The organism is Flavobacterium nitrogenifigens (assembly GCF_003254565.1).
Classification (GTDB): Bacteria; Bacteroidota; Bacteroidia; order Flavobacteriales; family Flavobacteriaceae; genus Flavobacterium; species Flavobacterium nitrogenifigens.
On sequence record NZ_QJRI01000178.1, the window covers coordinates 198,745 to 220,552 of the forward strand.

General features: G+C 32.5%; 19 protein-coding genes. 5 read left to right on the forward strand and 14 right to left on the reverse strand.

The annotated features are described in order from the left end of the window. Positions 1-70: 70 nt before the first annotated feature. From DM397_RS16660 to DM397_RS16670, 3 genes are read right to left on the reverse strand one after another with little or no spacing between them, the layout of a single operon-like run. Positions 71-499, reverse strand: a complete 429-nt coding sequence (locus tag DM397_RS16660) for a hypothetical protein (RefSeq protein WP_239457871.1) — start codon at positions 497-499, stop codon at positions 71-73. A 46-nt stretch (positions 500-545) separates the two neighbouring features. Then, positions 546-1,049, reverse strand: a complete 504-nt coding sequence (locus tag DM397_RS16665; protein ID WP_111378615.1) for a hypothetical protein — start codon at positions 1,047-1,049, stop codon at positions 546-548. 12 nt (positions 1,050-1,061) lie between these two features. Further along, positions 1,062-1,826 carry an MBL fold metallo-hydrolase gene (locus DM397_RS16670; RefSeq protein WP_111378616.1) on the reverse strand — a complete coding sequence of 255 codons (765 nt, stop codon included), beginning with the start codon at positions 1,824-1,826 and terminating at the stop codon, positions 1,062-1,064. A gap of 90 nt (positions 1,827-1,916) precedes the next feature. Between DM397_RS16670 and DM397_RS16675 the strand changes: the two genes are divergently transcribed. Further along, positions 1,917-3,377, forward strand: a complete 1,461-nt coding sequence (locus DM397_RS16675) for a TonB-dependent receptor (protein WP_111378617.1) — start codon at positions 1,917-1,919, stop codon at positions 3,375-3,377. A gap of 275 nt (positions 3,378-3,652) precedes the next feature. On the opposite strand, the gene bcp is transcribed toward DM397_RS16675, so the two are convergent. Further along, positions 3,653-4,105 carry a thioredoxin-dependent thiol peroxidase gene (gene bcp, locus DM397_RS16680; protein ID WP_111378618.1) on the reverse strand — a complete coding sequence of 151 codons (453 nt, stop codon included), beginning with the start codon at positions 4,103-4,105 and terminating at the stop codon, positions 3,653-3,655. A 266-nt stretch (positions 4,106-4,371) separates the two neighbouring features. On the opposite strand from bcp, the gene DM397_RS16685 reads away from it, so the two are divergent. Beyond that, positions 4,372-5,034, forward strand: a complete 663-nt coding sequence (locus DM397_RS16685; RefSeq protein WP_111366968.1) for an endonuclease III domain-containing protein — start codon at positions 4,372-4,374, stop codon at positions 5,032-5,034. 113 nt (positions 5,035-5,147) lie between these two features. Here the strand turns inward: DM397_RS16685 and DM397_RS16690 are convergent, their stop codons facing one another. The 3 genes from DM397_RS16690 to DM397_RS16695 all read right to left on the reverse strand — a co-directional run bounded on the left by DM397_RS16690 (position 5,148) and on the right by DM397_RS16695 (position 7,529). Then, a complete protein-coding gene (locus DM397_RS16690) occupies positions 5,148-6,212 on the reverse strand; it encodes a tetratricopeptide repeat protein (RefSeq protein WP_111378619.1) in 1,065 nt (354 codons plus the stop codon). A 537-nt stretch (positions 6,213-6,749) separates the two neighbouring features. Further along, entirely contained in the window at positions 6,750-6,893 is a 144-nt protein-coding gene (locus tag DM397_RS23955) for a hypothetical protein (protein ID WP_167511684.1), read from the reverse strand. Positions 6,894-6,944: 51 nt separating this feature from the next. Next, entirely contained in the window at positions 6,945-7,529 is a 585-nt protein-coding gene (locus tag DM397_RS16695) for an RNA polymerase sigma factor (protein WP_111378620.1), read from the reverse strand. A gap of 524 nt (positions 7,530-8,053) precedes the next feature. Here DM397_RS16695 and uvrA point away from each other — a divergent pair. Beyond that, positions 8,054-10,849, forward strand: a complete 2,796-nt coding sequence (uvrA, locus tag DM397_RS16700; protein ID WP_111378621.1) for an excinuclease ABC subunit UvrA — start codon at positions 8,054-8,056, stop codon at positions 10,847-10,849. Between the two features lie 90 nt (positions 10,850-10,939). Here the strand turns inward: uvrA and DM397_RS16705 are convergent, their stop codons facing one another. The 6 genes from DM397_RS16705 to DM397_RS16730 all read right to left on the reverse strand — a co-directional run bounded on the left by DM397_RS16705 (position 10,940) and on the right by DM397_RS16730 (position 18,865). After that, entirely contained in the window at positions 10,940-11,239 is a 300-nt protein-coding gene (locus DM397_RS16705) for a hypothetical protein (RefSeq protein ID WP_035690587.1), read from the reverse strand. A gap of 229 nt (positions 11,240-11,468) precedes the next feature. Further along, positions 11,469-13,121 (reverse strand): mechanosensitive ion channel family protein, encoded by a 1,653-nt coding sequence (locus DM397_RS16710; RefSeq protein ID WP_111378622.1) that lies wholly within the window; start codon positions 13,119-13,121, stop codon positions 11,469-11,471. 95 nt (positions 13,122-13,216) lie between these two features. Further along, positions 13,217-14,686 (reverse strand): oligosaccharide flippase family protein, encoded by a 1,470-nt coding sequence (locus DM397_RS16715; protein WP_111378623.1) that lies wholly within the window; start codon positions 14,684-14,686, stop codon positions 13,217-13,219. Positions 14,687-14,720: 34 nt separating this feature from the next. Further along, a complete protein-coding gene (locus tag DM397_RS16720; protein ID WP_111378624.1) occupies positions 14,721-16,007 on the reverse strand; it encodes a glycosyltransferase family 4 protein in 1,287 nt (428 codons plus the stop codon). Between the two features lie 55 nt (positions 16,008-16,062). After that, a complete protein-coding gene (locus DM397_RS16725; protein WP_111378625.1) occupies positions 16,063-18,522 on the reverse strand; it encodes a YfhO family protein in 2,460 nt (819 codons plus the stop codon). 49 nt (positions 18,523-18,571) lie between these two features. Beyond that, positions 18,572-18,865 carry a DUF4834 family protein gene (locus tag DM397_RS16730; protein ID WP_111378714.1) on the reverse strand — a complete coding sequence of 98 codons (294 nt, stop codon included), beginning with the start codon at positions 18,863-18,865 and terminating at the stop codon, positions 18,572-18,574. Positions 18,866-18,988: 123 nt separating this feature from the next. On the opposite strand from DM397_RS16730, the gene DM397_RS16735 reads away from it, so the two are divergent. Continuing rightward, entirely contained in the window at positions 18,989-19,957 is a 969-nt protein-coding gene (locus DM397_RS16735) for a transporter (protein WP_111378626.1), read from the forward strand. 45 nt (positions 19,958-20,002) lie between these two features. Continuing rightward, positions 20,003-21,121, forward strand: coding sequence for a GTP cyclohydrolase (locus DM397_RS16740; RefSeq protein ID WP_111378627.1), 1,119 nt, complete (start codon positions 20,003-20,005; stop codon positions 21,119-21,121). Positions 21,122-21,228: 107 nt separating this feature from the next. Here the strand turns inward: DM397_RS16740 and DM397_RS16745 are convergent, their stop codons facing one another. Then, a complete protein-coding gene (locus DM397_RS16745; RefSeq protein ID WP_111378628.1) occupies positions 21,229-21,714 on the reverse strand; it encodes a hypothetical protein in 486 nt (161 codons plus the stop codon). Positions 21,715-21,808 lie beyond the last annotated feature (94 nt).

Genomic DNA, 21,808 nt, shown 5'->3' on the forward strand with positions numbered 1-21,808 from the left:
TTTTCAGTTAGAACTTTGTCAAAGTTTTTTTGCTATTCAAAACTGAAAACTGTGACTGCGACTGTAAACTTTATTCTCCCGTATAAAGAATCTTTCCTGCTTTTTTCAAAACATATCCCTTCCAAGGAATTAACTGCCAATCGCCGTTAACCCAAGAATCACCTTCTGATTTTCTTTCAAGTATAATGGATTCCTTTTGAATATCTAAAAAAAGTTCTGCTTTATTTCCATCAAAAATTACATAGGAAACAGTAGAATACGTTTTTCCATCTTCAGCATGATTTAGCCTTGTGCTATTTTCAAAAACTCGGATACATTCTTTTTTCAAAACTGACCAAGTATATCCTGCTGAACCTTTACAGCCATGAGAATCTGAATCTCCTCCAACTACAGCTTCCTTTTTAGGTTCCTTTGGAGCTGTACTTGTACTTTCTTGAGAAACTTTTTTCCCGCAAGAAATTGCACTTGCCATAATCAAAAACAAAAACATCTTTTTCATAATCCTAAATTTATTTAAAGGTCAAAAAAAATAGGATTATAAAATCCTATTTTTGATATAACCAAGTTTGATTTACTTCAAAGGTAATATTATCATCGTTATCTACAAAGTATTTTAACAAGACTTCTCCCCATAATTCCCCATTGCTATAATCTGCAATGATCCAACGGTGGTTTAAGATTTTTACTTTATTGATGATAAATTTCTTTCCATCAATCATATCTTGACCAGTATAAGGGTTCCCTTTTGGATTTGAATTAGAGTCTAATAGTTTTTCAGTTACAACTGGAATCAGTTTTTCATACAAAATCACTTTCCCGCCAGAAGCACTGTTATCAAAGTAATTTTGTGCATTTTCGTTATGCTCTAAAGAAAAATAATCTGCTTCTGCCAACTTATTTTTCATAAGACTAATGCTGTCTCTTAATTTCTTAGTTGTTTTATCATATCTATTTTCTGCAAATTTCACTTCTCCGCTGTAAAACGAATAGGTAAAAACATTCATTAAAATGGCAAGAATAAAAAGATAAAGCATTAAGGATTTTTTCATTGTGTGGTATAATTAAATTGTAATTTCTAAATTATCATAAGCTAAGAAAACATTCTCAGGAAGTTGTTTCTGCACTTCTTCATGAAAGCCTAAAACATGGCTAATATGGGTTAAATACGCTCTTTCAGGTTTAACCAAATCAATAAAATCAAGCGCTTCTTGAAGATTAAAATGAGTATCGTGAGGTTCAACTCGCAAAGCATTTACCACCAAAACTTTTATTCCTTTCAGTTTTTCAACTTCAGCTTGTTCAATGGTTTTTACGTCTGTCAAATAGGCAAAATCCTCTATTCTGTATCCAAAAACCTGTAAATCACCGTGCATAGCGTTTATCGGAATTGCCATTTTATCTCCAACAGCAAAAGGCGCATTATTTTGCACTTCGATTGTTTTTACGCTTGGAGCTCCTGGATATTTATTTACAGTTTCAAAAACATAATCAAAACGGCGTCTAAGATTATCCAAAACGCGTTTGTGTCCATAAATTGGAATTTCTCCTTGTCTGAAATTAAACGGACGAATATCGTCTAAACCTGCCGTATGATCTGAATGTTCGTGAGTAAAAAGAATCGCATCGAGTTTTCGGCATCCGCAGGAAAGCATTTGTTGTCGGAAATCGGGACCACAATCAATAACATAAGAATGATCGTCCCATGTTATCCAAATGGATACACGAAGCCTTTTATCCTTAGCATCAGTGCTTTTGCAAACTGGATGATCGATTCCGATAATTGGAATACCTTGAGAAGTACCTGTACCTAAAAAATAAACCTTCAATTGAACTTAATTTTTTTACAAAAATAGGATTATTTCTCTTTCATTAGACTCCTAATTTACTAACTTTGTAACAAATCTATTTAAAACAAAATGGGTACAGAAATAAAACTCAAAGGTGACAAGGTCATCGAACAGATTCCTTCTATAAAAGACAAAGCATTACGCATTAATTTAAACGAGAATATTTACGGAACATTTGCTGAGATTGGCGCTGGACAAGAGACAGTTAGGCATTTTTTCAGATCCGGAGGTTCTTCAGGAACTATTGCAAAAGCGATGTCTGCCTATGATAAAGATTTTAGCGACGCCGTTTATGGTGCTGAAACTGATGGAAGATATGTTACCGAAGAGCGTTTAAAAAAAATGCTTACCCATGAAAGCCAGATTATTGAAGAGCGTTTAAGCAGAGAAAAACACCCAACAAAACTTTTCTTTAGTTACGCTAACACTGTTGCGACAATAGATTTTGCCAAACAGTTTAAAGGTCACGGATGGGTCGGAATTCGTTACCAAATTGAGCCAGATGAAGCTTACAACGAAATTATCCTTCATATTCGTTTTAAAGAGACTGACGCAAGATTACAACAAGAAACACTTGGTATTTTAGGAGTTAATTTAATTTACGGTGCTTTTTACAAATACAATGATCCGAAACGATTACTTCGCTACTTATACGATCACTTAGACAAAGATCAATTAGAGATCGATACCATTAACTTTTCTGGACCTCGTTTTGCTGATGTAGACAATCGTTTGATGAGTTTGCAATTGGTTAAAAACGGAATGACAGATGCCGTAATGTTTAACCCTGAAGGAAAAAATATTCTTCCAGCTGCTATATTATACAAAAAGAACCTTTTGGCTTTAAGAGGAAGTTTCCGTCCTGTTACTAAAGTAAACATGGATATGTATGAGAAATCTTTGGAAATGTTTCTCAAAGAAAATAAGGTTGAAAAAAATAATACTCTTGTAATTTTTGAAATTACACTTTCGAATTTACGTTCAGATGGTGAAATTGACGAGAGAGACTTTATGGATAGAGCCGAATTGCTTTGTTCTCTTGGTCAAACGGTTATGATTTCGAATTTCCAAGAATACTATAAAGTTGTAGAATACTTCGCAAACTACACCAAAGCTCGTATGGGATTGGCAATGGGTGTAAATAACCTTGTTGATATTTTTGACGAGAAGTACTACCGCCATTTAAGCGGTGGAATTCTGGAAGCTTTCGGAAAATTATTCTATCGCGATATGAAAGTATTCTTATATCCAATGTTAGACGAAGATGGCTCATTGATGAATTCGAACAACTTAAAAGTTCATCCTAGAATGAAAGAATTGTACAAGTTCTTTAAATTCAACGGAAAAGTGGTTGATATTGAAGATTATGATCCAAATATCTTAGATGTTTTCTCTAGAGAAATTCTAAAAATGATTAATCAAGGCAAAACGGGCTGGGAACCAATGCTTCCTCCTGGTATTCCAGAAATCATAAAAGAACATCATCTTTTTGGATATCATCCGCAGAAAGAATTAGAACAAAATAAATAATAAAAAAGTCCCTAAAAAAGGGACTTTTTTTTGTTTCAGGTCTTCTTTGTTTCAGGTTTCAAGTTACTGTTGGAGCGGGTATTTTTTTTAACGCAAAGCACGCTAAGTTTTCTTGTCTCCGTTTATGCTAAAAATGCAAAGTTCGCAAAGCTTAATCTATATAAAGCTTTGCGAACTTTGCGTATATCTTAGCGTTCTTTGCGTTTAAATATAAGTCACAACAGATAACTTGAAACCTGAAACAAAGAAGACCTGAAACAAAAAAAAAAAAAAACTTATTTCAAAATTTGCGAAGCGTGTTCTTTTGTTTTCACTTTTTCAATTACTTCTTCTATAATTCCTTTTTCGTTGATTACGAAAGTAGTTCTATGAATTCCATCATATTCTCTTCCCATAAATTTCTTTGGCCCCCAAACTCCAAATGCATTAATAACCGATTTGTCTTCGTCTGCGATTAACGGAAAAGGCAATTCATATTTATCCTTAAACTTGATTTGCGCTTTTGCACTATCAGCACTTACTCCTAAAAGCTCGTAATTATTAGCTTGAAAACGATGAAAATTATCTCTCAAATCACAGGCCTCAGCTGTGCATCCTGGAGTACTTGCTTTTGGATAAAAGAAAACAACCAGTTTCTTTCCTGCGTAATCTGCTAATTTATGTGTTTTTCCGTCTTGATCTGTTCCTGAAAAATTTGGTGCTTTATCTCCGGCTTTTAATGTTGTCATATCTTTGTTATTTTAGATTGTTTATTTTAGACTTTAGATTAACAAAGATAACTCATAACTTATAATTCATAACTTTTTTCATGCCCCAGATTGCAGTGAAAACCCCGGAATTATGATAGCTTACATTTTTTGTATTTAAAAAGCGACCAACGGAAGCTCTTTTAAATACTTAAAAATGTTGCTAGCATAATGAGGAGTTGAAACGGAAAGCTGGATTAGGCACATCATTAAAATTATACTATTTTTACAGTATTAAAAACACGGAAATGAATAAAGAAGCTCGCGTACAATTTGTTATCGACACCTTAAAAGAACTCTACCCTACTATACCTGTTCCGCTTGACCATAAAGATCCTTACACGCTTTTGATTGCAGTTTTGTTATCCGCTCAATGCACCGATGTTCGTGTGAACCAGATTACACCGCTGCTTTTTGCAAAAGCTGATAATCCGTATGATATGGTTAAAATGTCTATTGAGGAAATCAAAGAAATTATTCGTCCGTGCGGTTTATCTCCAATGAAATCAAAAGGAATTCATGGGTTATCTGAAATTTTGATTGAAAAGCATAATGGCGAAGTTCCACAGAGTTTTGAAGCGCTTGAGGCTTTACCAGCGGTTGGACATAAAACGGCAAGCGTGGTAATGTCACAGGCTTTTGGCGTTCCTGCTTTTCCTGTGGATACCCACATTCACAGATTAATGTACCGATGGAATTTATCTAATGGAAAAAATGTAGCGCAAACCGAGAAAGATGCTAAAAGATTATTCCCGAGAGAATTATGGAATGACTTGCATTTGCAGATTATTTGGTACGGCCGAGAATATTCTCCAGCTCGTGGATGGAATCTAGAAAAAGACATTATTACTAAGACTGTCGGAAAGAAATCTCTAATTGAAGAACTAGAAAAAACAGTTTCAAAAAAATAAAGCACAAAGATTAAAGATCTTTGTGCTATAATGTGCCAATTAGAAAATTAGACAATGTGTTCGGAATCTGTAGAAATTTTCTAATTATCAAATTTTCTCATTACCCAATTTATTTACATTCCCGCTTTTAGAGCATTATATTCAGCTGTCATGTCAAGCGATCTATAAACACCTAGCAATGTTTTTGTTGCATCTGGATTTTTTGGTTCTAGTGTAAGTACTTTTTTCAGATACGGAATTGCACTTCTTGTAATATCATCTTTTCTAGCATTAAGCTTATCGTACTTCTGCATCTCAGCTGGCGTAGTCCCCAATGAAGATATTTCATCAGCCAAGTCTTTCTTCATTTGCAGCTTTAAGTAAGCCAAATTAATATAGGCATCCACATAATTCGGATTCAATTCTAAAACGTAATTATATACCGTTTCAGCTTTAGAATAATCTTTTCTTTCAAGGTATGCATAAGCAAGATTATTGTTTACTTCTAATTTTTTAGAAGGCACAGATTCTGTTCTTGGTTTTTCATAGAATCCCTGCTGAATTGCTGATTCTCTAGCTTTTGGCGAAACGAAAGCGTCCTCTTCTTTTGTTTTCTTGTTTGTAGCATAATACAAAACTCCTTTTCCTGAGAAATTAATCTTTTTCAAAAGTTCGTAATAGGTAACTGCTGCGTTGAAATCTTTTGCATTTATAGACGAAGATGCCGCGTTATATAAGTTGATAGTATCTTTCTTATCGAATAAATACACCTTATAGCTTTTCTCGGCACTTTCTTTAAATTTTCCGGCGTTAAAATCAGCCATTGCTCCATTTACAAGACTGGCTTTCATATCTTTTAAAGCCATATTAGCTTTAATTGTCCATTTAAATTTGCCCGATTCATTCTCGTACAAGAATACGTCTTGATATGATTGCGATGCTAATGTAAAATTATTAGCTGCATCTACATTTTTTACAGCCAAATCTTTTAGGACATTACCTTTTAAATAGTAATAATCAGATTTGTCTTCGTCAGATGCGTTAAGAATAAGGTATTCTGTTTTGGTTAAAATTGCCAAAGCTTCTTGGCTATTTCCTTTATCAAATAAAGATTGCGCTTCTTTAATTTTGTCTTTCTGAGCAAATGCGCCAATACTTATCATTAATAAGCATGACAACATTTTAATGTTCTCTTTCATTTTGCGGTTAAGTTTTGGTGGTTAAATGATTTTCTTAGCTTGTTTTGAGGTACAGTAAAAGAGATAATTAAACTGGTTCAAAAATTATCTTTTATTACCATTTTATGAGTAACATTTGCTGGTCCAAATAGTCTCTCAAAAAATCAAATGAACATCAAACTTAACAAAATAAAGCAGGGTAGTTTTTCTTCATAAACAATCTGTTTTGGGGTTAAATATTTAATTCTTAATGTATTATTTTTATAATCCTTAGCTAAAACCAACCTTTCAATACGAATAACACTCAATAAACGCATTTATATCGACTAAAAAACTAGTTTTTTAACTAAAATAGAATTAAAAACCAAACAAACCCATAAAATCTAATCAAAATATTAAATTTTAACAAATAGAAGGAAAAATGCTGTAAAAACCTTATACTTTTTCACACAAAAAAACTCACTACATGTATATTAAAATATACAAAGAGTGAGTTCTTAAACCAAAACGACCATTTGGTTTGTTTTTTATAAACATCCGACAGGAGCAGTGGGCTGTTTAGTTAGCTATAATCTCAAAATTTTTATCGTCAATCTTAACAACAGTTAAGGCTTTTGAATAATTCAATAAAAAAGAAACGACTTCTTTTTTAGGTTTAAGATTTTTAGAAGCTTGTGCTTTTTTTGAGTAAATTTTCCCCATACTATCAAGAATGTTTTATACTAGTATAACGGGCTAATTATCAAAATAGTATTAGTTGGTTAAAATAATTTGATGTTTATCTATTATTTTTCTCAAATTCATCAGTGCATAACGCATTCTTCCTAGTGCTGTATTGATGCTTACGCCTGTTACTTCTGAGATTTCTTTAAAGCTCATATCTTGGTACATACGCATTACAAGTACCTCTTTTTGATCTTCAGGAAGTTCTTCGATTAGCTTTTTTAAATCAAGTTCTACCTGATCAACAATCATTTTGCCTTCAATTGTAAGCGCATCGTCTGACATAATAGAGAAGATAGAAAATTCTTCTGTTTCTCTATACATTGGCATTTTTTTGGTTTTACGAAAATGATCAACGATTAAGTTATGAGAAATACGCATTACCCAAGGCAAAAACTTACCTTCTTCGTTGTACGAATTGCTTTTTAAAGTTTTAATAACTTTAATAAATGTATCTTGAAAAATATCATTTGAAATATCTCTATCAGCTATCTTAGAATATATAAACCCATATATCTTAGATTCGTGCCTTTTTATTAATGTTGCCAGTGCAGCTTCGCTACCGTCAACATAATTTTTTACTAATAGAGCGTCTGGAGTATGCAGATCAGCCATAATAACTACTTTTTTTAGTTTTATTTTAAAATTTGGAGTATTTTCTAAAAAGTAGTTTTTCTATATAGGCGTATCTTTTTTGATTATGTTAATATTGCGACCAAATTTAACAAATTTTACTTTTAAAAAGCAAATAAAATCATTAATTATTGTTAGTAAAACTTTTATTAATATACAATAAACATAAATTTTACCTAAAAAGAGCTAAAGATCCGTAAAACAAAAGCTCTCAAAAAATGTTAAAAAACAAACATAAATAACTTACAATTAGCAAGATAAATTTTAATTATTAGATTAAATCTGAATTTAAATTACAATTTTTCCTCTAATAAATAAACAAATACTCGATAATTTTCTAAAAAAACCTTTAAACTGCATCTTTTCACATTTTAAAAATTGATTTTTTTCTGACAAAAGAGATTCATCAACAAGTATTTTTTACGATAAAATAGTTAAGATTTGGAACTAAATCCTTAACTAAATCCAATTCAAAATTGATTACTTTTGTAAAAATTGACTTTTTTATGCAAATTGACCTTTCTAAAATAGATCCAAAATCAAATATTATAATTAAAGGAGCACAGGTACATAATCTAAAAAATGTAGATGTTGTTATTCCGAGAAATAAACTGGTTGTTATTACAGGTCTTTCAGGATCAGGAAAATCGAGTTTAGCTTTTGACACTTTATATGCTGAAGGACAAAGACGTTATGTAGAAAGTTTGTCGTCTTATGCTCGTCAGTTTTTGGGGCGTCTAGACAAACCGAAAGTAGAATATATTAAAGGTATTGCTCCTGCAATTGCAATTGAGCAAAAAGTAAATACAACCAATGCCCGTTCTACTGTTGGAACTTCTACCGAAATATACGATTACATCAAACTTTTGTTTGCCAGAATTGGACGCACGTACTCTCCTATTTCTGGACAGGAAGTTAAAAAAAATACGGTTACAGATGTTATCTCTGATGTTAAGGGGCTTCCTCTAGACAGCAGATGGCTGTTGCTTGCTCCTATTCATCTTGAAGAAGGAAGACAGCTGGAAGACAAACTGAAAGTACTTTTACAGCAAGGTTTTGCTCGTATTTTGGTTGATAACGAAATGGTTCGTCTTGATGAATTTTCGGCTTCAGACTTACATCAATTCGACAATAAAGACATACTTCTTATAATTGACCGTATTGTAGTTAAAGAGGAAGAAGAATTCTACAATCGTCTAGCTGACGCCGTTCAGACTGCTTTTTTTGAAGGAAAAGGAATTTGTTTCCTGCAAGAATTAAATGGCGAAAAAAGATTTTCTTACTCTAATAATTTTGAGCTTGACGGAATAACTTTTCTAGAGCCAAATGTTCATTTATTCAGTTTCAATAATCCATACGGAGCTTGCCCTGTATGTGAAGGCTACGGAAATATAATTGGTATTGATGCCGACCTTGTAGTTCCAAACACTGCATTATCTATTTATGAAAGTGCCATTTATCCTTGGCGCGGCGAAAGCATGAGCTGGTATAAAGATGAATTGGTAAAACATGCCTATAAATTTGATTTCCCAATTCACAAACCTTATTTTCAATTAACTGAAGAGCAAAAAGATTTAATCTGGACTGGAAATCAATATTTTCAAGGTCTGAATGATTTCTTTAGGGAATTAGAAGAAAAAAATTATAAGATTCAAAACCGAGTAATGTTATCACGTTACCGCGGAAAAACCAAATGTCATGCCTGTAAAGGAAAACGCTTACGCGAAGAAGCTTCGTATGTGAAAATCAACGGAAAAACAGTTTCTGATTTGGTTGACTTACCAATTAAGCATTTGGTTACATTCTTTAAAAACATTGACTTAAATCAGTACGAACAGCAGATTGCCAAACGACTAATGATCGAAATTAATAATCGTTTGTCTTTTTTATCTGAAGTTGGTTTAGATTACCTTACTCTAAATAGAAATTCTGCTACTCTCTCTGGTGGAGAATCACAGCGAATTAACCTTGCCACTTCTCTTGGAAGCAGCTTGGTTGGATCTATGTATATCCTCGACGAACCAAGTATTGGTCTGCATCCTAAAGATTCTGAAAGATTAATCAAAGTACTGCTTTCTCTTCGTGATCTTGGCAACACTGTAATTGTGGTTGAACATGATGAAGACATTATGAAAGCTGCCGATATGATTATTGACATTGGTCCTGAGGCAGGAACTTTTGGAGGAAAATTGGTTGCTCAAGGAACTTATGATGAAATTTTAAAATCAGATTCTTTGACCGCAAAATATTTAAATGGTGACTTGGAAATTTCTGTTCCGAAAAAAAGAAGGAAATTCAAAAATCATATAGATATAATAGGTGCGCGCGAAAACAACTTAAAAAATATTGATGTTACTTTTCCTTTGGATGTTCTAACCGTTGTAACAGGAGTATCTGGAAGTGGAAAAAGTACTTTAATAAAGAAAATTTTGTTTCCTGCCGTTCAGAAAAAATTAGAAAGTGCTGCTGAAAAAGCAGGGCAATTTACCGAGATTTCAGGATCTTTTTCTCACATTAAACATATTGAATACGTTGACCAAAATCCGATTGGAAGAAGCTCTAGATCAAATCCGGTTACCTATATCAAAGCGTATGATGATATTCGTGATTTGTATGCCAAAGAAAAATTGTCAAAAATAAGAGGTTATCAAGCCAAACATTTTTCTTTTAATGTTGACGGTGGACGTTGCGAAACTTGTAAAGGAGAAGGCTCTATAAATGTCGAAATGGTTTTTATGGCCGATGTTTCGCTTCCTTGTGAAACCTGCGGAGGAAAACGATTTAAAAAAGAGATTTTAGAAGTTACTTTTGACAATCAAAACATCAATGATATTCTTACAATGACCATTGATGATGCTATTGCTTTTTTCGAGAAAAACAAACAGTCTAAAATCACTCAAAAATTGCAACCTTTGCAAGATGTTGGTTTAGGATATGTTCAATTAGGACAATCTTCTTCTACTCTATCTGGTGGAGAGGCACAGCGTATTAAGTTGGCTTCTTTCCTTGTAAAAGGTGCAACAAAAGAAAAAGCCTTATTTGTTTTTGACGAACCTACAACTGGTCTTCACTTTCACGACATTAAAAAACTTTTAGCATCGTTTGATGCTCTAATAGAAAAAGGACATTCGATAATTGTCATCGAACATAATCTGGATCTAATTAAATGTGCCGATTGGATACTTGATTTAGGACCCGAAGGTGGAGAAAATGGTGGTCATTTGTTAGCATCGGGAACTCCAGAAGATATTCTAAAAGTTAAAGAATCTGTAACGGGTGTTTATTTAAAAGACAAATTGTAACATCTAACCGTTTTTAAATAATAAAGCCATAAGTACAATTGATTAGTTTGTATTTATGGCTTTATATTTTTATTTCTCTTTTTAATGTTCTTAAGCTACCAAACATCTTTCTTCAAAAGGAAGACCATCTTCATCAATAGCTACTAAAATCTTTTTCTGTTTTGAAGCCTCAAAAGTAAGATACAGCCACGCAAATGACCACAAACCAAGAGTTAAACAGAAAATCATAAAATTTAAACTGTGATTAACCACTTTTCCGCCTTTAGATAAGACTGCGAAAAGAAGCTCATCATTCCTTTCTTCTAAAGTAAATCCGTTATGAACCTTGTTTGATATCATATTAGAAAATACTTGCATGCTTTGTTCATGGCTGAGATGATTGTACTTCATAATTACTAATCTACAATTAATTCTGGTTACACTTTTATTCGTAATTTCCTGCAAAAATTTTTAATCTTAAAAAATAAAAAAATACCTACATTTAATCGTTTTCTTAGAAAAAAAACTATGTTTTAAGCAAAGTACTGCTAAACATTCATGATAAAGTTAATTTTTATTCAATTAATTACAAAGTATTCAAGTGTTAAATTTTTAAATTTAATCACTCGTTATCAATTATTTAACCTTTGTTTTTAATATTAAAAACAGGAGATTCATAATCTTCTTTTAAATAATTTGGCGGAATCGTCGTTGTGTTTCCATCGCGCAAAGCACTGTAATGCGGCGACATAATCTCAATACCGGCAGCATTAAAAGAATCTTGAATATTCTGATGAAGCGAAGAATAAATCCGCGGCTGTTTTGTTGGCTCTTTTGTATAAACATTGATTTGATACGACACATAAAAATCGTCTAAACTGGTTTGAAGCACAAATGGTTTAGGCTCTTTTTCTGTCATATCTGTCTTTAAAGCAGCATCAATCAAAGCGGCATGAATGTCTTTCCAAGGAACATCATACCCGATTGTTACTGTAGTATGAATAAGCAGTCCATTAGTCGACTGATTTGTATTTGCCGAATAATTTGTAGAAGTACTCGATAAAACGGTAGCATTTGGAATTGTAATATCTTCAAATTTTGGTGTTCTGATTCTTGTTACTAAAGCTGTTTTTTCAATTACTTCTCCACTTACATCGCCAATTTTTATATAATCGCCAATCTTAAACGGTCGCATGTACGTAATAACCAAACCTGCCACCATATTGGCAATCGCATTAGAAGAACCGAGTGAAAATAAAACCCCAACAAATACCGAAACTCCTTTAAAAATAGGAGAATCTGAGCCCGGCAAGTACGGAAAAATAATCACCAGCATGAAGGCATACATCAAAAGACGAATAATATTAAATGTAGGCAATGCCCAATCGCTATAAAAACCACTAATCTTAATATTCTCTGATTTTATTTCATAAAAGAAAAACTTAATTATTTTGATCGAATATTTAAAAATAATAATGATTACGATGATAGTAAATAAGCTCGGAAGAAAACCAACAAACCCCATAAAGGCAGATTTTGCAGGAGTTAAAATCCATCTGAGCAATGTTGTAGTATAGTCTTTTGTTGCTGGAAAAATGCTGAATAAAACAGGAAGCGAAAGATAGACTATTAAAATAAGCGTTATTATTTTTATAACACCGAAGATTCGAAGCAATAAAACCAACTGCTTCTCTGGAGATAATATTTTAATGGAATTATAACTAACTCCTTTAAAATACTTTACTCTGTTTTTTACAATATATTTTTTTATAAAACTAAAAATCCTCGACGTCAAAAATAAAACTAAGCCAATTATAAGAACCAATAACGCTGTATAGCCAATTCGTTTTGGCAATTGTGAATAATTTTCATTCTGTAAAAGTATTGCGCTTTTAATTTTATCCAGATTGCGATTGGCAATATTCTTTATCGTAGTATTTTCTGCTTTTGCATCGGCTTCTAAAACAGACATTATTACCAAATCGCTTTGGTAGACAATATCCATAGAAACATCAGAAGGAATAACTTTTATAGAGTCTTTTTCAAAAAAGGACTCATTGTACAATCTTTTAATTTTATCTGTAATGTATTGTGCCCGTTCTTTTGCAGAAAAGGATCCAACATTATGATAAATAAAAAAAAGTGTGTCGTTAAAAGGCTTTACAGGATAACCTTTTAGTTTTACTGCTATAGAATCTTTTTCAAGACTTTTCAGATTATTTTTCTGAGCAATTACCGAAAAAGAAAACAAGACAAAAAAGAAAGCTAATAACCTAAGTACTTTTATCCTCATATTCAATTAGAAATAAATTAGTTATCCTTTCTAACAAATATAGAAACAAAAAAGCTACGATTTTAAATTATTTACATTTTTCCTACAACACCCAATTAGATTTTAATCCCAATCTTTTTAAGAATGGAATCTATAACATTATTAATATCTGGAGATATCTTGAATTTATAGTTCAAATACAGATACACAATAGTTACTAATATCGATTTTAAAGCAATACTGATTAATTGGAAAAATGGAAATTCCCAGAAATAAAACACTAAAAACAATACAAATGTTAGTACCATCGAATGAATGGTCTGTTTGGTAAAAGGATACAAATCTAGCTTCTTAACTACAAAAAGTAATTTTGCCAAACTATATAATGTAATAGATAAAAGTGTTGCAAATGCCGAACCCATAATTCCGAAATGAGGAATAAACAGCATATTTAAAATCACGGTCAGGACAACCAGCATTAATCCTAAATACAATACCATTCGGTAATATTTGGTATTGAAAATAATAGCGTTGTTATTTCCTAAAATCAGATCAAAATATTTAGAAAGACCGATCATAAATACAACTGAGATACCACCACTATATTCCTTTGGAACCAACTCATATAATTGTCTGATATTCACAAAAATGCACAGCATTACAAATCCGCCGACGATCTGTAAATTAATTGACGTTTTTTTGTACAGCTGATTCAATTCGTCATGTTTATTTTCATGCATTAATTTGGCTGTAATTGGATATACGATTTGGTGCATGGCGCGACTCGGCACCGAAATAACCAAAGCGATATAAGTAGCAACTGAATAATAAGCGATATTCTCAATCTTCATATATTGATTCAGCATCAGCTTATCACCATCTAGAAGCAAATTGGCTACGCTTCCTGACAAGATAATATAAAAAGTATACTCCATTACCGCCTTTACATTTTCAGGTATTGTAATCTGGAAATTAGGCTTTTTGATATAAAATGCATAAAACATGGTTACAATAAAAGCTAAAAAGTAAATCCCTGCAGTAACGTAAACAAACTGAACCAAACTGATCCAATTGAAATATAAACCAATTAAGGCAAATGTAGAAAGCAATCTTAAACCGACTTCTTTAATAAAGTTCCCAAAAACGGAATGCATATGCACTCTCGCCCAGGCATAAAAAATTTCAAAATAAGCCATACAGATTCCGATAAACGGAATAAGAAGCATAAACTCACGAACAACTGGGTTTTCTTTCGAGACAAAATCGGTTATATCATCGTAGAAGAAGATTCCGATAAGCCCTAACGGAATACACATTAAAACGGGAAACAGTGCTGTAAAAGATAGAAACTGCTCTCTTTCTTCTTCTGTTTTATACTGCGAATAAAATTTTACAAGCGTATTTTGCATTCCAATTGCAAACAAAGGCATAATTACGTTTGCTGCAGAAGTAATATAATTTGTTAATGCGTAATAAGTTGCCCCAAGAAAAACGGGATAAAGATATAATGTATTAATGGCTCCGATACCAAAACCAATGTATGTAATTATAGTGTTTTTAAAAGACTGATTTAAGACAATACCCATTTCTTGAGTTTAGATTGTATTTTGTTTTTAATGATTATCCTTTAATCAGCTGTGCTAATTGTTTGGTTAGGTTTTTTCTCGAATATTGCTGTAAACCAATCCCATGCGATTGTAATTTCCCTTCCAAAAACTGATTAAAAAAGTCCAAAATTACACTTTTTAATTTCGCTTTTTCAGAATAATCAAAAAATACTCCAGTATTCGTCTGTGTAACGATATCAGCAAAGTCAGAACCTTGAGGCCCAATAGCAATTATTGGACGGTTTGAGACCATATATTCGAATAATTTTCCTGGAATAATACTTTTAGTATCCTCAGAATTAATTTCTATTAAAAGCAAAACTTGAGATTTTCTTTGGTGTGCAACGGCTTCTTTATGAGAAACGTAACCCACTAAATTCAAATAATCTTTTAATTGATGTTCTTGAATAGCATCCAAAACTTCCTGACTTACTGCTCCAATTAATTTAATTTCTAAATGAGATTTAAATTCCGGAACTTCTTTAAGTAATTCAACTAAAACTTCCCATAAAAATGGCGGGTTTCTATCAGACAAGAAAGAACCAATATGAGCTAAAGTGAATTTCGTATCTAAAGTCTGTTTTTCGACAGTTTCAACATCGTAACCGTTTGTAATTACCGTAATTGGTTTATTGGTAATAGCTTCAAATTCAGTTTTTGTTGTTTTACTAGTTACAATGATTTCGTCTGCAGAATTAAGTACTTTATGCTCTAAATTTTTATGTTTTTTTTCGGCGTAAGAAGATAGACGAAGTGCTTTATGATAGCCAATTGTAGTCCAAGGATCGCGAAAATCAGCAAACCATTTTACTTTTAATTTCTGCTGTAATTCAAGACCAATTAAGTGCAAACTATGTGGCGGCCCAGAAGTTACAATCGTGTCAATATTATTTTCTTGAATGTATTTTTCTAAATAAGAAACTGATGGTTTTACCCAAAAAACACGGGCATCTGGAATAAAAAGATTTCCTCTAACCCAAAGAAATGTCTTATCTAAAAAAGTCTGTTTTTTCTTTTGCGGAAAAATGCCAGAACTAATTTTCTTGGTTTTATTTTTCGAAAAAATGGAAGCCAATTGATAAGGCTCCCAAATTTTATTCTTTAAAACAATTACTTTATCTGATATTTCACTTACCAAACCTTCATCAACAATTGGATAAGTCGGGTTTTCTGGAACATAAACTATGGGCTGAACGTCAAATTCAGGTAGATATTTTACAAATTTCAACCAACGTTGCACTCCTGGCCCACCCGCAGGCGGAAAGTAATAGGTAATTATTAAAAGTTTTTTTTGTTCCATATTTAAATTATACAGAGATTCACAAAGTCAGCACTGAGTATCACAAAGATTTTTTTTAATTATTTTGAGTATCTCTGTGACTTTTTTGCGAATCTTTGCGGTAGAATTTCTCAAAATAAATCCCTGCACATAAAAGCAACAGCATTCCAATTGAACTTATTAAAGTAATTGTTCCTCCAGTTTTAATAATCTGAGGTTCAAATTTAAATTCGATAGTGTGTTTTCCAGCAGGAACTTCCATAGCTCTTAGAACATAATCAACTGGGAAATGATCTGTCAATTTTCCATCTATATAAGCGTTCCAGCCATTTTTATAATACATTTCAGAGAACACAGCTAAACCATCTCCATTATTTTCTGATTTGTATTTAATATAATTTGGCTTATAAGTAACAACTTTGATAGTTCCTGTTGTATCGAAGGCTTTCTTTAATCTCGCATTTTGGAATTTGCTTTCATGTTCGTGAACATTGAAAACGGCTACTTTTTTAGTGTCTAAAGTATTTAGCGCCTTCATTACATCGTCTGGTTTGTTTACCAGTTTTACCGACTCCACAAACCAAGCATTTCCGTTAGCATCTGGATTAACCGCAGGAATTTGGTTTCCGTCTTTATCCACTTGAATAACATACTTAACATTCAACATATTAAGCACTTCTAAATTATTTTTAGCAATTTGGTAATCATATAATTGCTGCATTCTTCTTGGTCGTACAGCACTATAACCTCCAATTGTTTTATGGAAATAAGATGATCTTCCTTGCAATTGTCCCTGAAGATCAAATACACGATAAACTGAAGTATCTTTTAAAATTTGTGCATCTGCCTGTGTTTCTTGAAAAGGTGCTGCAATTTGAACTGGGCTCACAAAATCTTTAGCAGAAACATATTTTTTATCGACAAAAAACAAATCAAAAATCATCACGATTCCAACCACAATTAAAGTTGTAGTTTGAGAGAATTTGTTCTTTACAAACATCCAAAGAACCACAAATGTCACTATAATTAAGAATCCAGATCTTAACAAATCTGCATAGTACATGGTCATTCTGTCTTCTCTTAAAGCATCAACAAATCCTGGCCCGTAGCTTTCCAAATAAACATTATCGTTCATTCCTGTAAAATGGAAGAAGCTTTTTGCTATTAGAAGAATAACCAGAACCCCTAAACCAAAAACTCCTGTCTGCACTAATGCTTTCTGCTGTAATTTCGGCTCGTCTTTAGCTTTAAAAAATGACTGTAATCCCATAACGGCTAAAACAGGGAAACATAATTCTAATATAACCTGAATTGAAGATACGGCTCTAAATTTATCGTAAAGCGGAACATATTCAATAAAAAAGTCTGTCAATAAAGAGAAGTTTTTTCCCCAAGAAAGCACTAAAGTAAAAAGCGCTCCGGTAAGGAAAACATATTTAATTTTTCTTTCGTCTATAAATAAAGCTAAAACTGCCAAAAAGAAAACTACAGCCCCAATGTAAGCTGGTGCCGAAACAATTGGCTGATCTCCCCAATAGGTAGGCATTCCCGAAACAAAATCTTGAGCTTGAGAAGCAGGAACTCCTTGTTCAAGCATAAATGCGTACATACGGCTGTCTGTACCTACATTTTCGTGGCTAGAACCTCCAAAAATTCTTGGAGCAATTAAATTTAAACTTTCTGCTATACCATAACTATATTCTGTAATATAATCTGTGGTCATCGATGCAGTGGTTTCGTTTTTAGATCCGTCTGGATTAAAAGTCAGCTCGCTTTTATCTCTGATACTATATTTAGCATATTCGTTTGTTGCCATTAAATTACCTGCATTGGCACCTAAGGCAAAAATTCCAGCAACTAATAAAACTCCACAAGAAATTAGAAGTCCTTTAAAATCTTTTTCTTTGATATAATTAAAAGCAAAATAACCTGAAAGTATCAATAAGAAAATCAATAAATAATAGGTCATCTGGAAGTGATTGGCACTTATTTCTAGTGCTACGGCAAACATAGTGAGCAGACCGCCCTTAATATACTTCTTCTGAAAGACCAGTATAAAACCCGCAATTACCAAAGGCATATAAGCTATTGCATGCGCTTTTGCATTATGTCCAACTCCTAAAATGATAATCATATAAGTTGAAAAACCAAATGCAATTGAACCTATAAAGGCTTTTAAAGGATCTGTTTTTAAAACTAATAATAAACCATAAAAACCAAGGAAATATAAGAATAAGTAATCTGCAGGACGTGGAAGAAAACGCAAAACGTCATCAACTTTACCAATAAAATCGTTCGGATAATTTGCTCCAAGCTGATACGTTGGCATACCTCCAAAAGCAGAGTTTGTCCAATAAGGTTCAGCATTTTCTACTGCTCTAAAGTCATTTTGCTCTTTTGCCATTCCGGTGTATTGAGCAATATCAGACTGGAAGATTTGTTTTCCTTGTAGAACTGGATAAAAATAAATTAATGAAACAAAAATAAAGCCCAAGATAACAAGGGCATGCGGATAGAACTTATTTACTATTTTCAATTTTGGCTAGTTTGGGTTAAAATGAATCCTAAATTTTCAGGACACAAATCTAATCTATTTCTTCGTAATCGACATACTCTCCCACTTTTTTGGTTTCGCGCGGATTTTTAGCATTAGCAGTATTAATGATTATTTCATCATTATTATTTGTATTGCGATTGTTCTGATATGTATTGCCTTGATTATACTGCTGCTGCTGTCTTTGAAAATTTTCACTAGCATTCTCTACCGCCTTTTTAACCAATACTGGCAAAAAGATTCTAGCTAAAAATTTAAAAATGTAATAAAAAGCTATAACCCACATGATGGTTTTAAACAAACCTGAAAATGATGCTTCTTGCATAACTATATATTTTTTTCCAAAATTAATAAATCCATTCCTTAAAAATAAAATATGAATCTTAAATAAATAATAAAATATGTACATTTGAAATGCGTTATTATTTTTTAATCCAAAAAAAATTATATGTCCAAAATTAAAAACTTACTTGCCCCGGTACTTTTTTTTATTCCACAACTATTTTTTGCACAATACACCGATGTTATTAATTCCAATCGTCCTGGCGAAACCATGTCAGCTTACGCTGTTGGAAAATCTGTAATTCAGGCCGAACTTGGTGTTTACGGCATTAAAGAAAAACACGATTTATTAGACTACGATGCCAGCGGGTTTGGCACTGATTTAACTATAAGATTTGGTGCTTTTCTAGAGCAATTAGAATTTATTGCAGATTTACAATATCAGGCAGAGAACTTTGATACTCCGTACACTAGCTACAAAAAAAACAATTTTAGACAGACTGTTTTAGGAGCTAAATATCTTATTTATGATCCTTATAAAAATTACAAAAGAGAAGTGAATATTTACAGTTATAAAGCCAATCGTAATTTTCAATGGCGAGAGCTGATTCCTGCGGTTTCGGTATTTGCAGGAGCAAATTTTGTTGGCGCTGACAATCCTTACTATTTTTCCCCAGATGGAGCCATTTCTCCTAAGGTTTCTATCATTACCCAAAACCTTCTTGGAGGCGGATCTTGGGTCTTTGTTACCAATATTATTGCAGATTATATCGGTACAGACTATCCAAGTTACGGATATGTATTAACTTTGACGCACGGATTTAATGACAAATGGTCTGGTTTTCTTGAAAATCAAGGATATAAAAGCGACTTTTACAGCGATTCAATTCTGCGTACAGGTGCTGCTTATTTGCTTTCTTCAAACTTACAGGTGGATGCTTCTATAAGCACTAACTTTAAGAATACGCCTTCTATTTTATATGGCGGAGTTGGAGTATCATGGCGTTATGATGGATGGTACAAAGAAAAACAGATAGAAAACAAAGCCGCAGCAAGAGCAAAAAAGAATCCTGACAATGAGAAACCAATAGATTATCAAGAAAGAGAAAGAAAACGTAAAGCGAAATACGAATAAACATAAATAACTAGATCCTTTTTTAAGGACTCTCAATACCAACTAATGATTACAATTAAAGAAGCCAAAAGCAAGAAAGAATTAACCGAATACATCAAATTTCCTTTTTCATTATACAAGGACAATCCGTATTGGGTACCGCCTATTATTTCAGATGAATTGGCATCTTTTGATAAAACTAAAAATCCGGCTTTTGATAATGCCGAAGCTTATTTTTACTTAGCATACAGAGACAATAAAATTGTTGGTCGAATTACTGCTATTATCAATTGGTCTGAGGTGAATAATCAACATAAAAGAAAAGTTCGTTTTGGATGGTTTGATGTAATTGATGATATTGAAGTTACTAAAGCACTTCTTGAAAAAGTATATGAATTAGGAAGAAAACACAACTTAGAACACGCTGAAGGCCCAATGGGATTCTCAAACTTAGACAAAGTTGGAGTTCTTACTGAAGGTTTTGACCAAGTTGGAACCATGATTACTTGGTACAATCATGAATATTATGTAAGACATTTTGAAGAACTGGGGTTTCAGGTTGAAAAACAATATATTGAGAGTATTTTTCCTTTTTCTAATGTTAAACCAGAATTCTTTCAGAAAGCACAGGAGTTAATCAAGAAACGCTACGGACTTAAAGCGCTTAATTTTACCAAAACAAAAGACATTATGCCTCACGTAGACAAAATGTTTGATTTGTTTAACGAATCTTATGAAAAACTAGCTTCGTTTGTAGCTATTTCTGATGTGCAGAAAGAGTATTTTAAAAAGAAATACATCAGTTTTATCAATCCAGAATACATCAAATTTGTAGTTGATAAAGATGATAAACTAGTAGCTTTTAGTATTGTAATGCCAAGTTTTGTTGAAGCGCTGCAAAAAATAAGAGGTAAACTATTCCCATTTGGTTTTCTGCAATTATTAAAGGCTAAAAAACACAGTAAAGATGTTGTTTTTTACCTCATCGGAGTTCATCCAGAATATCAGAATAAAGGTGTAACCGCTATTATTTTTGATGAATATTACAAGACTTTTTCTGCCAAAGGAATTCAGACTTGTATTAGAACTCCAGAGTTATTAGAAAATAATGCTATTCATTTACTTTGGAAAAACTTTGACCCAATTATTCACTGTCAGAGAAAGACTTATTTGAAGAATCTTTAAATTTAGTTTTCAGTCGCAGTCTCAGTTTTCAGTTTTAGAAAATTAACAATAAAAAAAATCCATTCGCCCCCAATAACGAATGGATTTTTTACTTTATAAAACACATCCTACTCTACTTTGCAGTCTACTTTTACCAAAGTATTTTTGGCATCAAATTTTAGCTTTGATTTATCTTTAAAAGAAACTTTATTATTTGCTTCTGCAACATCACCATATCCTTCAATAAAAGCCCCGTCTTTTTGTAGAAAGACAACTTCTCGAACAGATGAAGCGCCTTCAGAATTAAAGGTATAATCAGCAACCAAAGTATCACCTTTCATATTTCCAATTAAAGTTCCTTCGTTTTTGTCTTTTCCTACCAAATTATAGCTTAGTTTTCCGTTCACCTCTTGATGAGAATTAACATTAAAACTCATCTCTATAACGCTTCCATTAGATTTCCAAGCATAACATTGATCTCCAGCAGGCTCAACAATTTCAGCTTCTTTTGGCGGACTTGGTGTAATTTGTACCGGCTCTGTTGTCGTTGTTTCTTTTTTACAAGAAGCAAAAATAGACAGCGCTATCACAGCTATTGTAAGTACTTTTTTCATATTTATCTTTTATTTTTCTGATTATAAAATAAAGTTACTTTAAATAAAAAAAAATCCATTCGCATAACGAATGGATTCTTTTACATAATTCCCA

Excerpts from the sequence above, each read along its gene's own strand:
- DM397_RS16735 (WP_111378626.1), top strand. The coding sequence starts at position 18,989 with ATGTCCAAAATTAAAAACTTACTTGCCCCGGTACTTTTTTTTATTCCA.
- DM397_RS16695 (WP_111378620.1), bottom strand. The coding sequence starts at position 7,529 with ATGGCTGATCTGCATACTCCAGACGCTCTATTAGTAAAAAATTATGTT.
- DM397_RS16730 (WP_111378714.1), bottom strand. The coding sequence starts at position 18,865 with ATGCAAGAAGCATCATTTTCAGGTTTGTTTAAAACCATCATGTGGGTT.
- DM397_RS16745 (WP_111378628.1), bottom strand. The coding sequence starts at position 21,714 with ATGAAAAAAGTACTTACAATAGCTGTGATAGCGCTGTCTATTTTTGCT.
- DM397_RS16710 (WP_111378622.1), bottom strand. The coding sequence starts at position 13,121 with ATGAGGATAAAAGTACTTAGGTTATTAGCTTTCTTTTTTGTCTTGTTT.
- uvrA (WP_111378621.1), top strand. The coding sequence starts at position 8,054 with ATGCAAATTGACCTTTCTAAAATAGATCCAAAATCAAATATTATAATT.
- bcp (WP_111378618.1), bottom strand. The coding sequence starts at position 4,105 with ATGACAACATTAAAAGCCGGAGATAAAGCACCAAATTTTTCAGGAACA.
- DM397_RS16720 (WP_111378624.1), bottom strand. The coding sequence starts at position 16,007 with ATGGAACAAAAAAAACTTTTAATAATTACCTATTACTTTCCGCCTGCG.
- DM397_RS16705 (WP_035690587.1), bottom strand. The coding sequence starts at position 11,239 with ATGAAGTACAATCATCTCAGCCATGAACAAAGCATGCAAGTATTTTCT.
- DM397_RS16740 (WP_111378627.1), top strand. The coding sequence starts at position 20,003 with ATGATTACAATTAAAGAAGCCAAAAGCAAGAAAGAATTAACCGAATAC.
- DM397_RS16660 (WP_239457871.1), bottom strand. The coding sequence starts at position 499 with ATGAAAAAGATGTTTTTGTTTTTGATTATGGCAAGTGCAATTTCTTGC.
- DM397_RS16685 (WP_111366968.1), top strand. The coding sequence starts at position 4,372 with ATGAATAAAGAAGCTCGCGTACAATTTGTTATCGACACCTTAAAAGAA.
- DM397_RS16675 (WP_111378617.1), top strand. The coding sequence starts at position 1,917 with ATGGGTACAGAAATAAAACTCAAAGGTGACAAGGTCATCGAACAGATT.
- DM397_RS23955 (WP_167511684.1), bottom strand. The coding sequence starts at position 6,893 with ATGGGGAAAATTTACTCAAAAAAAGCACAAGCTTCTAAAAATCTTAAA.
- DM397_RS16665 (WP_111378615.1), bottom strand. The coding sequence starts at position 1,049 with ATGAAAAAATCCTTAATGCTTTATCTTTTTATTCTTGCCATTTTAATG.
- DM397_RS16715 (WP_111378623.1), bottom strand. The coding sequence starts at position 14,686 with ATGGGTATTGTCTTAAATCAGTCTTTTAAAAACACTATAATTACATAC.
- DM397_RS16690 (WP_111378619.1), bottom strand. The coding sequence starts at position 6,212 with ATGAAAGAGAACATTAAAATGTTGTCATGCTTATTAATGATAAGTATT.